Consider the following 13,656-nt stretch of genomic DNA (forward strand, 5'->3'; position numbering starts at 1 on the left):
GAAGAATTGGCTGTATCTCCCGTCCCGACAGACGACTCAAAAAGCTGAACGCATGATGAGTGGTTTTGATTTGACATCAACTGACATTGTGCATATATTGCCGGCCCTCAACGGCAAACGATACACAGAAAATGACCAAAGAATCAGCGACTTCCGAAGCTGGCGAACTCCAGGAGTGGACAAGCTACTCGCTTGACGAATACACCGACGCCACTGAAAAGCTCGTGCACCACTCGTTCAAAACGGTGAACACCAATGCCGAAGCCGGTGGTGTCCGTGTTGCACAGGCGCAAGGCATCAAGTTGCCCTACATTGGTGTCCGTACTTTGATGGGCCATGGCATTGATGTGTTGATGGATCGCTACGAAGGTGCGGCAACGGCCCGGATTTATTCCCAGATCGGTCAGGTTGCTCAGGGTCGGGTTGAAAACGTTCCTGAGATCGAGCTCAGCCACATCAGGCGCTCTCTGGAGCTCATCAAGGCTACCAACCTCGTCCAGAGCCGGCAGATCTCGCCACGCGTGCGCCAGATCCTGCTGCCGCGCCCGGATGGCGGCTACCTGAGCCTTACGCCGATCTCTGCTGCCGGTGTCAGCCATCAGGTCAGAGGTGCGGTGTTAAGCCACAACCAAACGATTCACGAACTGCGCAAAGCCAGCGATGACGCCGCCCTGAATTTCAGACGGATAACCATGGCCGACTTCCCTCTCGGCGGAGCGAAACATGTGAATCCTGGTGGCATGGTGTTTTCTATGCGCTCCCCTATCTATGGCGCCTTCCCTGCCGTGGCCAGCGAGTTCGGTCGTGCCATGTCGGTGCACAACTCCGGTATTCGTAGCCTTCATTTCCCGAAGGGCCTGCAAGCTGAATACGTGAGCTGGCGGAACGGGCGTAAAGGTCAGGTCGAGACCGATAGCTCGACGTGCACTGAGCACGCCGCTTTGATTTCTCGGATGGTGAAGCACCTCCTGCGAATTGGCGCGGACGCTTACGAGCTGCTCAAGCTCTATGAAACAGAGCTGCCGGAGGGCGTGCTGCTGGGTAGCCGTGTCAAGGGCTCTGATGCCGGCCTGATCGATCCCGCTCGCCGTACCGCAAAATGGAAATACGACTTCGGATCGGTGATTGCCCGACGCATTGCGGCCATCGAGAATGACGAGGCTCGTCAATACGAATACTCGCAAGCCGAGATCAACCTGATTGCCGGCCTGGTGAGGGATAGCCTGAAATGAGCTACTACCTGCTTTTGAAACACCTGAATGTTCACGAAGCCAATGCGCTGTCGAGCAACTACGCGATAACGGCAGCACCGATCATGGCGGTGAACCTGTTTGCCCATGCAATGGGCTTGAAGATCGGCTGCCAGGCTGGCGGTGTCGCGATGATTCACCATAACGCCAAGTACCTGGCTGAAAGTGACTTTCACAGTGGCTTCAAGCGACCACAGTTCCAACAACGCAAAGCTTCGACCTACATCGACAAGAACGACTATGTCGGTACCACCATGGCGCTCTCGCTGCAGCCGGTGGCCACCGTGAACTTGAAGATCAGTTTGGTCATCGAGTTTTCCAGCAAACCTGACGTTGACCTGGTTAAGTCGTTCCTGCATGGGGGGCGTATCGCCGGTGGCGTGATCGAGAACTACGCCGACCCGCAGACGTTCCATGAAAGCGATGACGCTTTGTTCGATGCCATTCCCGGTAACGGTTATTGGCTGATCGACCGACAAGACTTGCTCGTTGGCGATAACCCAGTGGATCTGCTGGTTACCGCTCTCGGTACACGAGCCACGCCAGACGCCAACAACTCTTGGCTTACCCCGGTCGTGCCCGCCTACGCATTGACCTCCAAGCCAGAAGATCGTGTGGTGGGCGTCAGGAGCCTTTCGGATGGCACCTACCCTGCCCACGCCTATGGTGAGCCCCTACTGGGCCTTGCTCAGTACGTTTCAACTCGTGAATTTGAGGCTGACTACCTCCCGTTCTGGCGCAGCCGCTGGATCGATGACACCGTTTTTGCCGTCAGCACGGCTTACTGAATACTTTCGAGAAGACCTTCATGACTCAACCTATAAAGTTCTCCAAACTCCCTGGCGTGCTGTCCTTTACACGTCGCATCAACGTCACCGACTGCCTGTTCTTCAGCGCCATGCCTAGCGGTGCGCTAAAGCCATTGCAGGTTACTCGAAGTGGCCTGCGCGGTACGCAGAACATCAACAAGAAGGCCACCGGCGACCGCCAAGAAGTCTCGAACATCCAGTTGACCGACACGGCCAAGACTGATGTGGAGGCTCAATCCCTGGTCGTTAAGATGGGGATCAGCTTCTACGCACTCCAGAAGGGCCTGAATTCCTGCGCCCTCTCCAAAACCGATGATGAGTCGTTGCTGGGTGCATTCAAGGCAAGCTTCAACGGATTCCTGGAGCGCACTGCCAGCGCCACTGGTGCCTCTAAAGGTCTGCAGGAAGTGGCCAACCGTTACGCTCGCAACATCGCCAATGGTCGCTGGCTGTGGCGCAACCGCCAGTACGCGCAAACCGTTTGTGTAGCCGTCACCTGTGGCGAAGAAACACTGACCTTCAACGCCCTGAAAACCCCGCTGAACCACTTTGACAATTACTCCGAAGACGAACTGAAGCTGGGCGCCGCTATTGCCAGCTGCCTGACCGGCCACGCCGAGCACAAGCTGCAGGTGAAGGCCGTTCTGGACTTCGGTACCGGCATGAATGGCAGTTTGGAAGTCTATCCCTCCCAGAACTACCTGGGCGGCGACAAGCCAAAGGGCTTCGCCCGCTCGCTGTACGCTGTGGGCGAATCTTTCCTGGCACCACAATCCGACCTGATGGCGCTGCAGTCGGCCCGCGTAGTTGGCCAAGCCGCCTTGCGAGACAGAAAGGTGGCCAACGCCCTGCGTACCATGGATACCTGGTACCCGGATTTTGCATCCAACGGCTTGCCGATCTCTGTAGAGCCATGTGGCGCGAACCTAGATTCTCAGACGAGGTTCCGCGCTAAGGATTCTTCCTTTGCATACATGCGCCAGCTCAACCTTATCGACGTCAACAGCGACGAAGGCATGTTCATGATCGCCTCGTTGATTCGCGGGGGCGTTTACTCCGAGGGTGGTGATAAGTAAATGAAGCCGGCAACCTATGTTGATTACACCGTAAAGGTGGGTAACAGGGCTTCCATGGAGGAGGTGTCGCAGTGCGCCTCCTTTCTGATGAAGGCTCTGCATGCAGGATTCTCCGAGCACAAGGACAAGTTTGCCCTAGCGCTGCCAAACCTCGATGAATCCAGCCCGCAAAAGAAGATCTCTACTTTCCGCGTGTTCGCTGAAAGCATGAGCGATCATATGCAGCTCCACGAGTTCGTGACGCGCTCTGGGTATCTGGACAAGCACTTTGTCGCCAGCTTCCCGAAAACCGTTCCAGAGGGCTTTGCGGGGCCTTACAAGGCGTTCACCCGTATACGCATCAAGTCCAGGGCTGCTGGCGTTCAGCGCCTGAAGAAAATGCTGGAGGTCGACACCAACGGTAATGCCTGGATCAACATGCAAAGCCGCGAGAATGGTCAGCGCTTCCCGATGTACCTCCAGAGCCATACTGCCGTGGCCGGTACCGAGGGTGTGCTTAACGGTTATGGCCTGTCGCAGGTCGACAACCTGCTGTACCTACCCGATTTGTAATGATCAATGGAAAGGGGCGCAACGTGGCGCCCCTCTATCCATCCAATCTAAATGTCAGTCGGCTTCGAGATGGCATTCCTTATGGCCGCAGTGCCTGCACTGAAAGATCAAAGCGACTAGCGATCCTTCTTTTTCAATGTCGTCGAGATACTCCTCAATCTCCAGGTCGTCCGAGCAGTAGTCTTCCTTGATCTGCTCAATGACTTCGGGATGAAGATTCCGAATCTCAGGCCCGCCTGCCCTCCCTAGGTACTGACAAACATCTCCACAATGCACGAGCCAGATCTGATCCTGCCAGGTGATAAAACCAGGTGTGCGCGTCAGGATTTCATCTTTGACCTGATCAGGAATCCCATCATGATCGCTAAGCGAGAAGAATCCAGAAAATTCGACCTTCAGTTTGGATGCCGCATTGCCGTTGGCAATACACCACGGGCAAATGGATGCCTGGTTTTCATCATCCTCATCTGCTTCTTCTACGGTGTGTACAGGCCCGTCGTAGACATACCCGGTCTTTTGATTGCAAACCGCGCACTCAGCCTCCGAGGTGACGAATGTGCGGGTATCGATTGGATCTGGGTGGTACTTGAAGATCGGAAGTTGCATTTCTTACCTACCTGGATTGATCAGTTACACGCAACGACATAGGAGCAGACACCACCAATGATGACCTGTCCTTTGTCCATAAAGCCGCACGTCACCACCCTGTTGCCATCGACGGATGCATAGTTACCACCTGCATAGTCCGGACGGGATCCAGGGTGTGAGTTCGTACCGGATGCCACTGAAAAGGTGCATTGAGCCTGCGTCTTACCTGCCGGCAGCGGTATCTGCTGACCATGCGTGATTGCACCCGTCAGAACAGCTGAAGCACTGGAGGATTGCCACAGGCCCCATTGGCAGGACAGGAGTGACCCCTTTACATCGCGCCCCACAAGCCCGTTAGGGGCGCAACCACCACCTTCGGCGGCTATACCGCCCAGCTCCAAGAATTCTGCGGCTCTCACCCGGCCATTGGAAGCTATGTAGTTCGAGTAGAGAGAGTTGAGGTTGCTGGTGGCATGAGGATCGACGTAGTAGCCCGTGTTGTTCGAATCATAGAAAAGCTGACCAAACACTGCCCCACCAGCCGTCACGTTGCCTGCAGCGTTAAGGTTGCCAGTTGCATTCACAGTATTTACGTTGCTGGTTGCATGGGGATCAACGTAGTAGCCCATATTGTTTGAGTCATAGAAAATCTGGCTAACCAGGGCGCCGCCAGCTGTAACATTGCCGGCAGCACTCATTGACGAGTTCGACGTTACGTCACCCTGGGCAACAACTGAGCCCTGAACAATGGCATGACCGTTGGCCTCTAAGTTACCACCAGCACGTACTGTTCCCGTGGCGGTAACATCTCCTGTGACGTTGATCCCGTTGTCTACAGAGAGGTTTCTACGGACTTTAAAATCGCCGAGCACTTCCGTGGTGGAGTCGATGACAACGCCGGCGCCGGTGACCGGTGTGAGGCCACTGCCATTTCCGATACGGAGTACCTGGCCTGCAAAGTTCTGAATACTGGATGCCCCCAGGATCATCCGGTCTACCGGGTTTGTAGCATCGAAATTGAGGGTGGCATGCATCTTGTTGCCACCGTCCGTGCGCAGCCAGACGTCGTTACTCGCCGTGTTACTGGCAACGATGGTAATCACACCTGATAAGGGATCTGCTTTGTAACTTGAGTCGGTCGTGGCGGTGTACGGAGACAAGCCACTGGATGCCCCCACCTGAAAGCCTGAAGTCAGTGCGGCTGCAGCAGACAAACTAGCTATTCCTGCGAGATCTGCCCGTGTGTTCGCGACCCCGAACGAGCTGATCAGGGTAAATGGCGACGTCATGGTTGTTGCCTGATACTTCTTGGCAGGGGCTGTTCCGGAAACAACCACAGCAGTCGAAAGGCTCAAGCGCCCGAACTTGATCGGATCGATTGTCGTTGCCGCAGGGAAGTCGCATGGAAGATATTCTGAACCCACGGCAAGAATACCACCGCAGGTACTGTTTTTTAGCCAAGCAGATCCCAGCTTCGTGGTCGTATTTGGGATGAGTCCCTGAGCCAAAGCGCTCCTGACGGCATTGTTGTACTGATAGAGATACCCGCCAACTTGCCTGGCACGGGCCTGCTCCAAATCAGTTTGCTTTTCGTAAAAAGACAGTAAAGTCAGAACAGACATCAGTCCGATGACTAGGATCAACTCGAGCAGCGTAAATCCGTTACGTTTCTGGCTCATCCGATAAGCTCTTCTTATTATGTTATCCATAATAATATCGGCTGAGCGAGGAAATTCATATCCCAAATATTGACGGAAAAATTCTGTGCTTAGGGTGAAATATCCTCAGAAAGCCTCCATCCAGTAACGTTTGGAGGCATCCCAGCCAGAAAGGGGTATCGGCTCATTGGCAAATCAGCTGAAAAATATCGCCCCAAACAATGTTTCTCAGACCAACCATGACCGTGCCTGCCGGGCAATACACGTCATATGTCACCGTACCACCATCCTTAACGTCATACCCTGTCTGACCACCAAGAACCGTAGGGCCAAGGGTCAATCCACCGGCCTTCCAGATCCCAGATTGGCATGAAAGTATTCCCCCAGCAGCGGTACGACCGATGAGGCCATTAGGGGAGCAGCCCCACCCCTCATTCGCTACCCCGCTAATCTCAACGAACTCCCCTGCCCGGATCCTGCCGTTTGAAGAAATGTAGTTCGCCGCTAAAGAGTTGAGGTTGCTGGTGGCGTGTGGGTCGACGTAGTAGCCCATATTGTTCGCATCGTAAAAAACTTGGCTGACCAATGCGCCATTTGCCGTTACGTTTCCAGCAGCACTCACTGACCCATTCGCAGTGACGTTCCCCTGAGCAACCACGCTACCGTTAGCTTCCAGGTTGGTACCGGCTCGGATAGCGCCAGTGGCCGTGATATTCCCTGTCACGTTGAGACTATTGTCGACAGACAGGGTTCTTCGCACCCTGAAGTCACCGAGCACTTCGGCTGTGGCGTCAATAACCACCCCAGCCCCCGTAACGGGTGTCAGGCCACTCCCCGACCCAATACGAAGCACTTGTCCGGCAAAATTTTGAATGGTCGAAGCGCCAACGATCATTCGATCCCCAGGATCTGTACCGTCAAAATTGAGGGTGGCATGCATCTGGTTGCCGCCATCTGTCCTGAGCCACACATCATTGTTGGCCGTATTGCTGGCGACGATGGTGATCTTGCCCGTTATTGGGTCTGCCTTGTAGCTGGAGTCTGTGGTTGCGGTGAATGGGGTTAGCCCACCAGAAGCGCCCGACTGAAAACCAGAAGTCATGGCGGCTGCCGCTGAGAGGCTCGCGACACCGGCCAAATCAGCCCGAACGTTCGCTACCCCAAGTGTGTTGACCAGGGTGAATGGGGAGGTCAATGTAGTTGCTGTGAACTTTTTGGCTGGCGCTGTGCCGGTCACAACAATCGCTGTCGAGAGACTCATCCTCCCGAACGAAATCGGCTCAAGCGCTGTAGCAGCAGGAAATGTGCATGGCAGCAGCTCTGAGCCAACGGCAAGCACGCCGCCACAGGAGCTGTTCTTCAGCCAGTCCGTGCCAACCTTAGTCGTGGTTGAGGTTACCAAACCTTGCGCCAAAGCACTGCGCACGGCATTGTTGTATTGGTATAAGACTCCACCGACTTGTCGAGCACGGGCCTGCTCCAAATCGGTCTGCTTCTCATAAAATGACAACAGGGTCAGAACAGACATCAGCCCGATGACGAGTATCAATTCGAGCAAAGTAAACCCTTGGCGTGGTTTTCTCATTGATTAAGCTCCCTTTATATCAATCTATTGACATGATATCGGTGAGCAAAAATCATTGATACTTAGTAAAGCTATGTGATTGTTCTGTATATGTAAATTAGCAGCAAGTGGGCCGGAGAGCTGGTACTCTTCATAGCATCAAACATTTAACATTAGGGGTTTATGAATGCAAAAACCCCGTTAAAACGAGGCTCTTGTCAATTTACGTAGATTGTCTGTCAGAATTTGCAGCAGAAAACTACCGCATAGTCGTTCTCACCAATGATGATGCCTGGCGTGCTACTGCTTCTCCAGTTTTCACCAGTGGTGTCCCAGCCGGTCTTAGTATAGCCACCTGGACATGTATAGACTGAAACATCGTAGGATGAATAGCCTGGAATGCCGATGTTCATACAGGTAGGCGACCCGCCACCGAGTGCTTCCCAAACCCCATTTACACAAGAAATCGCCTTTCCTGATGGGTCTCTACCGAGAAGCCCACTCGGGGCGCATCCCCAACCAACGTTAGCAACACCACCAAGATCCAGGAACTCACCTGTCCTCATACGCCCGAACGAAGTGACTGCGTTGGCCTGCATAGCGTTAAGGTTGGATGTAGCGTGAGGATCAACGTAGTAGCCTGTGTTGTTAGAATCATAGAAGACCTGACCAAGCACTGCCCCACCAGCGGTTAAGTTGCCAGCTGCAGTGATGTTCCCAGCTGCCACCATTGTGTTGATGTTGCTGGTTGCATGGGGATCGACGTAATACGCCATGTTGTTCGAGTCGTAAAAAATCTGACTGACCAGAGCACCACCTGCCGTCATGTTGCCCGCTGAACTCATCGACGCGTTCGAGGTTACGTTACCCTGCGCTACGACAGAACCTTGGACAATGGCATTCCCGTTTGCCTCAAGGTTGCTGTTGGATTTGATGGTTCCAGCTGCTGTGATTGCACCGGAAACGGCCACGTTGTTATCGACTACAAGCGAACGCCTGACTCTGAAGTCGCCGAGAACCTCGCCGGATGAATCGATGACCACCCCAGCGCCAGCGACTGCTGTCAGACCGCTGCCAGACCCGATACGAAGCACCTGCCCTGCGAAGTTTTCGATGGAAGACGCGCCAACAATCATCCGGTCTGCCGGGTTGGTTCCGTCGAACCCTAACGAGGCATGCATCTTGTTTCCGCCGTCAGTGCGTAACCAAACGTCATTGCTTGCGGAGTTGCTGGCCACCATGGTGATCTTCGCAGTAATAGGATCTGACTTGTAGCTTGAGTCGGTGGTTGCGGTGTAGGGAGACAGGCCTGACGCCGTGGACTGAAAGCCTGAAGTCAAAGCGGCTGCAGCGGAAAGACTCGCAATCCCAGAGAGATCGGCCCGAATGTCGGAAACCCCTGATGGGCTTGTCAGCGTAAATGGCGATGTCATCGTGGTAGCGGTGAATTTCTTGTTCGGTGCTGATCCGGTCACGGTGATTACAGTGGAAAGACTCAACCTGCCGAATAGGATCGGGTCAGCAATAGTGGCCGTTGGAAATTCACAGGGCAAAAACTCAGCACCAATAGCCTGCGTGCCGCCACAGGATGTGTTTTTAAGCCAGTCCGTGCCGAGTTTCGTCGCGGAAGCCGTCACAAAGCCCTGGGCCAGGGCGCTTCGGACTGCGTTGTTGTACTGGTAGAGGTACGCACCCACCTGCCTAGCGCGTGACTGCTCCAAATCCGTTTGCTTTTCATAAAAAGAAAGCAAGGTCATTACTGCCATAATCCCTATGACCAGAATAAGCTCAATGAGCGTCACACCCCTTTGTCTCTGGCCCATGCATATAACTCTACAAAAAATGAATTAGTCTGATCATATAGGGGGCCATGCCCAAATAAAACACGCACACACTCAATTAACTTCACCGGTTAAGATTATTAAATATCAAACTGAAATCAAACTTGTTCAGTTTTTAGCCAGAAAAACAAAGCGCATCGCCTGATGTTAAATTAATACCAACCAGTTTGGACTGGAATTACTGGTGGTGTGGCGATTTGATATAAAACTAGTTGAATTCTCGACCTTTGCAAACATCAAAAATATCGAATGTAGACGGCGTAATTTGATCGAACATTTCGCCCTATTTTCCAGTTTCGTATAGGAACTGCTTTGCGATTTCCCTGCTGGCGGGGGCACAGATGCGAAATACCGCATTCGTGGCCAGCACTCATGCCCCCTTCGCGCTCTCGACTTCTTATTTCATTTTGTGACTTTCATGTAATTGTAGGAGTTTTCCCAGAAGAACTTGTCGATATGTGGCCTGTATTCTTCTCGGTTCATAATGTTCAAGAAGACCTCGAAATACCGCCTGGTGTTATCGACCATGTCAGGCATATGCCAATCAGTCCCATATGCAATCTTGTCCATCAGATCGTATGGCCGACCATCAGTAGCAGCTGCTTTTCTAGCACGCTCCAAATTCGACACGAATGTTGCGCCGTTGTTCTTGTTGAGCATTGGAAACATATTCGCAACTTCGCAATATACGTTCGGATAATTCGTGCAAAGCTCGGTTACAATCCGGGCAAAATTGTCTGTGGCTATCCACTCATTATCGTCTGCCGCCATCCAGCCTGCAGAGTTTATGTCGTCTGTCAGGACATCTTCACCACCGGCGTGCCCTAAACACAGCCTTAGATTGTTCCATTTAGGGGTCTCCAGAACAGACTTCCAGTTGTTCGGATGTGCGTTCTTGCCCTCTTTGAGGTGAGTTTGAAATCCCTGAGGAGTGCAATGAGTAAAAATCGGTATATCCCCTTCCACACAGAAATCAAAAAACTCATTGGTGACAGCCTGTACACCTGCCTCGTCCCCAAATGGCTTGTAGCCTAAAGGCGGGTAGAATTTGAAGCCAATGAAGCCTTTGGCAATTGCGTCCTGGCACCGCTTGCGCCAATCACCTGGTCGGCGAGGATCGAAAGCGCAGAATCCATACACTTGGTTCGGATGCTTACGCTGCAGGTTCTGCATAAACTCGACTTGTGTTGGGAAGAACGGGTAATGGGGCTCTTTGTGGCCTGGGTAGGCCATTTGCATATCCATCATGAAATGCACAATCTGTAACGGGGGCAACCCAGGGCCATACCCGTCCATAACCTTCGTGAGCATGTCCTCTTCTGAGTTGAGCATGGTCAGGAAGAACTCCAGGTAGTTTTCAGGCTTTCCCCACGCCATAGGATCCATCAACGCAGTGACAGCCCGTAGTGACTTCTTGACCGCCTTCTCTGCATGATCAAGCACGTTGCCAAGGGGCCATTCAAGCTTGAAGAGCGTGGTGCCAAACAGGTCATCAATCACTGCGGGAGCTGGCTGATCCAAAGCGGCTGGCTCCGGCTCATCAAAGCCTTCGGCGGCATAGTCAATGGTCGCGAGAGAGTCAACGATGACTGAGATGTCGCTTTTGGGGATTCGGTTGAAGCTCTGCGAGCTGAAAGGGATATCACGTAGAACCGCAGGCCCGTTGTTAACCGCATCCCTAGATCCCGAACGGGAAAGCAGCTCGTGCTGAGTTATCTTCCAGATTTGATCGATTCTGTATTCATTTTTGGCTTCTTCACTTAGGAAATGCGTAGCCGCAAAAAAGCCTTTTTGTTCCTTATAGGAGGAGCCGGTCAAGGAAACCAGCAGATTGGCTACACCATTCGCAAGCGCGCTATCCGGTTTTCTCATAGCATCCGCAATAACACTCGCAAGTGGCATGTAGCGCGCATTGAATAGGTGCGTGTGCATATCCACTATTCTGATTGGAAAGTGCATGGCCAATCTCCTCGAACTCGAATTATCCAACGTGGTGGGTGCTGGAAAGCTTAGTTGAAGGCCATTCGCTCCCCGAACTGGTAATGATTTTGAGTCTTATCAATTCGGCATAATCGATGTCGCTGATTGTTATTTTGAACATTTAGTGCCCATGGCCACCGACAGGTTGCTACGCCTATTCGGAATCTCTAGCATGAACCCCCTTTCACCCTAGAGACACACAAAATGAGCTTCGCCACGACTGAAGCCACAGCCGCCGAACTCGACGATGTGAAAAAACTCGTATCGGACGCGAGGGGGCTATTTGTCAGGTTGCTCGAGATGTCACTGAACCACAGTCAAACCAAAGGCTCCTGCCTTTACGCGGTGATTCTCTGCTCCACTTTGATCAACAAATTCACCAAGCACAAAGCGAGAATCCGAGGCGGTAACGGTGTAAGCGATGGAGGTCTTTTCATTGGCCAAGTGGGGCATGGCCACTACTGGGTGGAGCTCGATATGCACGGCACCCCTTACATCATCGACATTACAGCCGATCAGTTTGGGCTCTCCCCTATCATCATTGCTGATTCTCTCAGTCTGCCGGCCCGATATGAACCCGGCAACCAGGCCACCGTAGACAGTCACGTCGAAGGCGAAATGTCAGCCATGAAAAGCGAATTATGTTGATCCAGGTCAACACTGAGGTACGAAAAGCCACAAGGCGCTGAACGGCCATTGTCGGAAAGCTGACTTTGTTGTCAACTATTTATCGGAGGCAACGCCGAGCCATGAAACGCGATGGCCGCATGGCAAAACCGGCAAATTCAGGGAATTTGTAGAACAATTTACATTTATTTGACACATTTAGATTCATTTCGCGACTAAAATATCGCCCCCTGAAAAAAGCACCATCGCCACCACCTCTGTGAAGAAACACCAGTTATGAGCATTGACCACGAAAGAAATGAGCTGCTGGCGAAAATTAGAGAGCTTTTGGGAGCTGTCGACTTAGTGCAGGCTTGCTTAGATAACCCGACTGATGAACCAGGCCTACTGGAATCATCGAGGGAGGCGCTCACCAAAGAAGCCTTTGAAATGAGAGCTCTGATCATTCTCCAGCACACAGTGCGTCAAAGAAAACTCTTGGAGCGCAAGCCACCCAGCCTCTCATCCTCCCTTCTCGCCGGCGCCCAGGCTTCTGAGTATCAAGCCCAAAAATTGCTTTCACAGGGAGACGAGGCCGGTGCTCAAGATGCGAGAGAGAACGCAGACATGCTCAGAGCCATGGCCGCTGAAGAGTCTGTGAAGGAGCGTCGACAAGCGATGCGTATTGTTCCCACCTTAAGCCCTCCTGTGGAATCTTGAATCATCGTCTCTTCGAAGCCCTAAAGTAGAGACCGGCCAGGTGATAACCTGGCCGGCTCGTTGTGCTATCTTAGTTTACGTCGGTGAGCTAGGGACTCAACAAATCCTACCTATTGCCGGTTTTTTACATAGTGAATTACTGGTTCTAATCAAACTGGAATCAGCAGGATAATAAAAGCAGCACAGGGTGCCAGATGATTGATATTGAAGCTACCGATGAGTCACGGGCTCTAGCACTAGAGATACTCATTTATGGAAGCAGTGTTGATGAGTTCGCACATAATCATAAACTGCCTACTCAAGAAATCCGCGACTATATTTCCAGAAAGGAACCACTGACGAGAACGATTGGCATCACGTTAGCCGTCAGATTAGGCTATCAACCATACTATTTCGAAACCATCATTCCGCGTGTCCGAACAGGCAAGATCGTTACCAAAAATCAGTATAAGGCTACCGAACTGAAGCGCCTTGCAGTTCTCAAAGAGCTTATTGCCGCTAAACCTGAAGCAGACCTCGAAAAAAACCTTAATACCATATGGAGTGGCATCGAGAAGTATCTATCAGGCGCACTTAAGCTTGATAAAAATCATGGCAGAAAGCTTGCCCTGAGACTGGGCCTTGCCATCAACTTTTTCGACGTCACTCCGCCAGCAAGCGACTATCTACCTAGAATTCCACATGCCAGGATCAGGGACAAACTGAAGCGGAAGAATCCAATATTTTCGGAACCTCCGAAAACGTATAAGGAGCTGCAGGCTGCAGCTGCAAAAAGCAACTACACCCCATCGGATTCAAGCCGCCTTGCAGCGCTGAAGGACTTGATTGGGAATCAGGAGGTAGACCATTTCGCAGAAGAGTACGATATCAATACAACTGGTCTGAATCGGTACCTCTCTGAAGAGTTGAAGCTGGATAGAATCCAGGCCAGTAGGCTGGCAATCAAACTTGGTCTTCCACCAAGCTATTTCGATGTCACACCTCCAAGCCGTAAAAAATCCTAACGTATGCG

The 13,656-nt window shown here is 52.3% G+C and carries 12 protein-coding genes; 7 read left to right on the forward strand and 5 right to left on the reverse strand.

The window, feature by feature from the left end:
* Nucleotides 1-131 precede the first annotated feature (131 nt).
* Genes DKB71_RS34155 through DKB71_RS34170 form a run of 4 tightly spaced genes read left to right on the forward strand, consistent with a single transcriptional unit; the run spans nucleotide 132 to nucleotide 3,687 of the window.
* Nucleotides 132-1,232, forward strand: a complete 1,101-nt coding sequence (locus DKB71_RS34155; RefSeq protein ID WP_408602127.1) for a hypothetical protein — start codon at nucleotides 132-134, stop codon at nucleotides 1,230-1,232.
* Nucleotides 1,229-2,038, forward strand: a complete 810-nt coding sequence (locus DKB71_RS34160; protein WP_408602128.1) for a type I-F CRISPR-associated protein Csy2 — start codon at nucleotides 1,229-1,231, stop codon at nucleotides 2,036-2,038. Before DKB71_RS34155 ends, DKB71_RS34160 begins: the two co-directional genes overlap by 4 nt.
* A 20-nt stretch (nucleotides 2,039-2,058) precedes the next feature.
* Nucleotides 2,059-3,135: a type I-F CRISPR-associated protein Csy3 gene (gene csy3 / locus DKB71_RS34165; protein ID WP_408602129.1), complete on the forward strand. Its 1,077-nt coding sequence runs from the start codon at nucleotides 2,059-2,061 to the stop codon at nucleotides 3,133-3,135.
* On the forward strand, nucleotides 3,136-3,687 hold the full coding sequence (locus tag DKB71_RS34170) for a hypothetical protein (protein WP_408602130.1): 552 nt from the start codon (nucleotides 3,136-3,138) through the stop codon (nucleotides 3,685-3,687).
* A 54-nt stretch (nucleotides 3,688-3,741) separates the two neighbouring features.
* On the opposite strand, the gene DKB71_RS34175 is transcribed toward DKB71_RS34170, so the two are convergent.
* The 5 genes from DKB71_RS34175 to DKB71_RS34195 all read right to left on the reverse strand — a co-directional run bounded on the left by DKB71_RS34175 (nucleotide 3,742) and on the right by DKB71_RS34195 (nucleotide 11,297).
* Nucleotides 3,742-4,293, reverse strand: coding sequence for a CbrC family protein (locus DKB71_RS34175; RefSeq protein ID WP_408602131.1), 552 nt, complete (start codon nucleotides 4,291-4,293; stop codon nucleotides 3,742-3,744).
* 20 nt (nucleotides 4,294-4,313) lie between these two features.
* Nucleotides 4,314-5,954, reverse strand: a complete 1,641-nt coding sequence (locus DKB71_RS34180; protein ID WP_408602132.1) for a prepilin-type N-terminal cleavage/methylation domain-containing protein — start codon at nucleotides 5,952-5,954, stop codon at nucleotides 4,314-4,316.
* 163 nt (nucleotides 5,955-6,117) lie between these two features.
* The gene (locus DKB71_RS34185; protein ID WP_408602133.1) at nucleotides 6,118-7,518 is read right to left on the reverse strand and encodes a prepilin-type N-terminal cleavage/methylation domain-containing protein; all 1,401 of its coding nucleotides are present in this window, start codon (nucleotides 7,516-7,518) and stop codon (nucleotides 6,118-6,120) included.
* 218 nt (nucleotides 7,519-7,736) lie between these two features.
* Entirely contained in the window at nucleotides 7,737-9,320 is a 1,584-nt protein-coding gene (locus DKB71_RS34190; protein ID WP_408602134.1) for a prepilin-type N-terminal cleavage/methylation domain-containing protein, read from the reverse strand.
* 420 nt (nucleotides 9,321-9,740) lie between these two features.
* Entirely contained in the window at nucleotides 9,741-11,297 is a 1,557-nt protein-coding gene (locus DKB71_RS34195) for an amidohydrolase family protein (RefSeq protein WP_408602135.1), read from the reverse strand.
* Between the two features lie 225 nt (nucleotides 11,298-11,522).
* Between DKB71_RS34195 and DKB71_RS34200 the strand changes: the two genes are divergently transcribed.
* The 3 genes from DKB71_RS34200 to DKB71_RS34210 all read left to right on the forward strand — a co-directional run bounded on the left by DKB71_RS34200 (nucleotide 11,523) and on the right by DKB71_RS34210 (nucleotide 13,648).
* Nucleotides 11,523-11,966, forward strand: a complete 444-nt coding sequence (locus tag DKB71_RS34200) for a hypothetical protein (protein WP_408602136.1) — start codon at nucleotides 11,523-11,525, stop codon at nucleotides 11,964-11,966.
* A gap of 255 nt (nucleotides 11,967-12,221) precedes the next feature.
* Entirely contained in the window at nucleotides 12,222-12,644 is a 423-nt protein-coding gene (locus DKB71_RS34205) for a hypothetical protein (RefSeq protein WP_408602137.1), read from the forward strand.
* Between the two features lie 194 nt (nucleotides 12,645-12,838).
* Nucleotides 12,839-13,648 (forward strand): hypothetical protein, encoded by an 810-nt coding sequence (locus DKB71_RS34210; protein WP_408602138.1) that lies wholly within the window; start codon nucleotides 12,839-12,841, stop codon nucleotides 13,646-13,648.
* The last annotated feature ends 8 nt before the right edge of the window (nucleotides 13,649-13,656 follow it).

This window comes from Pseudomonas sp. PLMAX, from assembly GCF_046042685.1.
Taxonomy (GTDB): domain Bacteria; phylum Pseudomonadota; class Gammaproteobacteria; order Pseudomonadales; family Pseudomonadaceae; genus Aquipseudomonas; species Aquipseudomonas putida_AE.

What these genes read in the sequence shown, in the direction of transcription:
- DKB71_RS34155 (WP_408602127.1), top strand. Translation starts at nt 132, where the DNA reads ATGACCAAAGAATCAGCGACTTCCGAAGCTGGCGAACTCCAGGAGTGG.
- DKB71_RS34160 (WP_408602128.1), top strand. Translation starts at nt 1,229, where the DNA reads ATGAGCTACTACCTGCTTTTGAAACACCTGAATGTTCACGAAGCCAAT.
- csy3 (WP_408602129.1), top strand. Translation starts at nt 2,059, where the DNA reads ATGACTCAACCTATAAAGTTCTCCAAACTCCCTGGCGTGCTGTCCTTT.
- DKB71_RS34170 (WP_408602130.1), top strand. Translation starts at nt 3,136, where the DNA reads ATGAAGCCGGCAACCTATGTTGATTACACCGTAAAGGTGGGTAACAGG.
- DKB71_RS34175 (WP_408602131.1), bottom strand. Translation starts at nt 4,293, where the DNA reads ATGCAACTTCCGATCTTCAAGTACCACCCAGATCCAATCGATACCCGC.
- DKB71_RS34180 (WP_408602132.1), bottom strand. Translation starts at nt 5,954, where the DNA reads ATGAGCCAGAAACGTAACGGATTTACGCTGCTCGAGTTGATCCTAGTC.
- DKB71_RS34185 (WP_408602133.1), bottom strand. Translation starts at nt 7,518, where the DNA reads ATGAGAAAACCACGCCAAGGGTTTACTTTGCTCGAATTGATACTCGTC.
- DKB71_RS34190 (WP_408602134.1), bottom strand. Translation starts at nt 9,320, where the DNA reads ATGGGCCAGAGACAAAGGGGTGTGACGCTCATTGAGCTTATTCTGGTC.
- DKB71_RS34195 (WP_408602135.1), bottom strand. Translation starts at nt 11,297, where the DNA reads ATGCACTTTCCAATCAGAATAGTGGATATGCACACGCACCTATTCAAT.
- DKB71_RS34200 (WP_408602136.1), top strand. Translation starts at nt 11,523, where the DNA reads ATGAGCTTCGCCACGACTGAAGCCACAGCCGCCGAACTCGACGATGTG.
- DKB71_RS34205 (WP_408602137.1), top strand. Translation starts at nt 12,222, where the DNA reads ATGAGCATTGACCACGAAAGAAATGAGCTGCTGGCGAAAATTAGAGAG.
- DKB71_RS34210 (WP_408602138.1), top strand. Translation starts at nt 12,839, where the DNA reads ATGATTGATATTGAAGCTACCGATGAGTCACGGGCTCTAGCACTAGAG.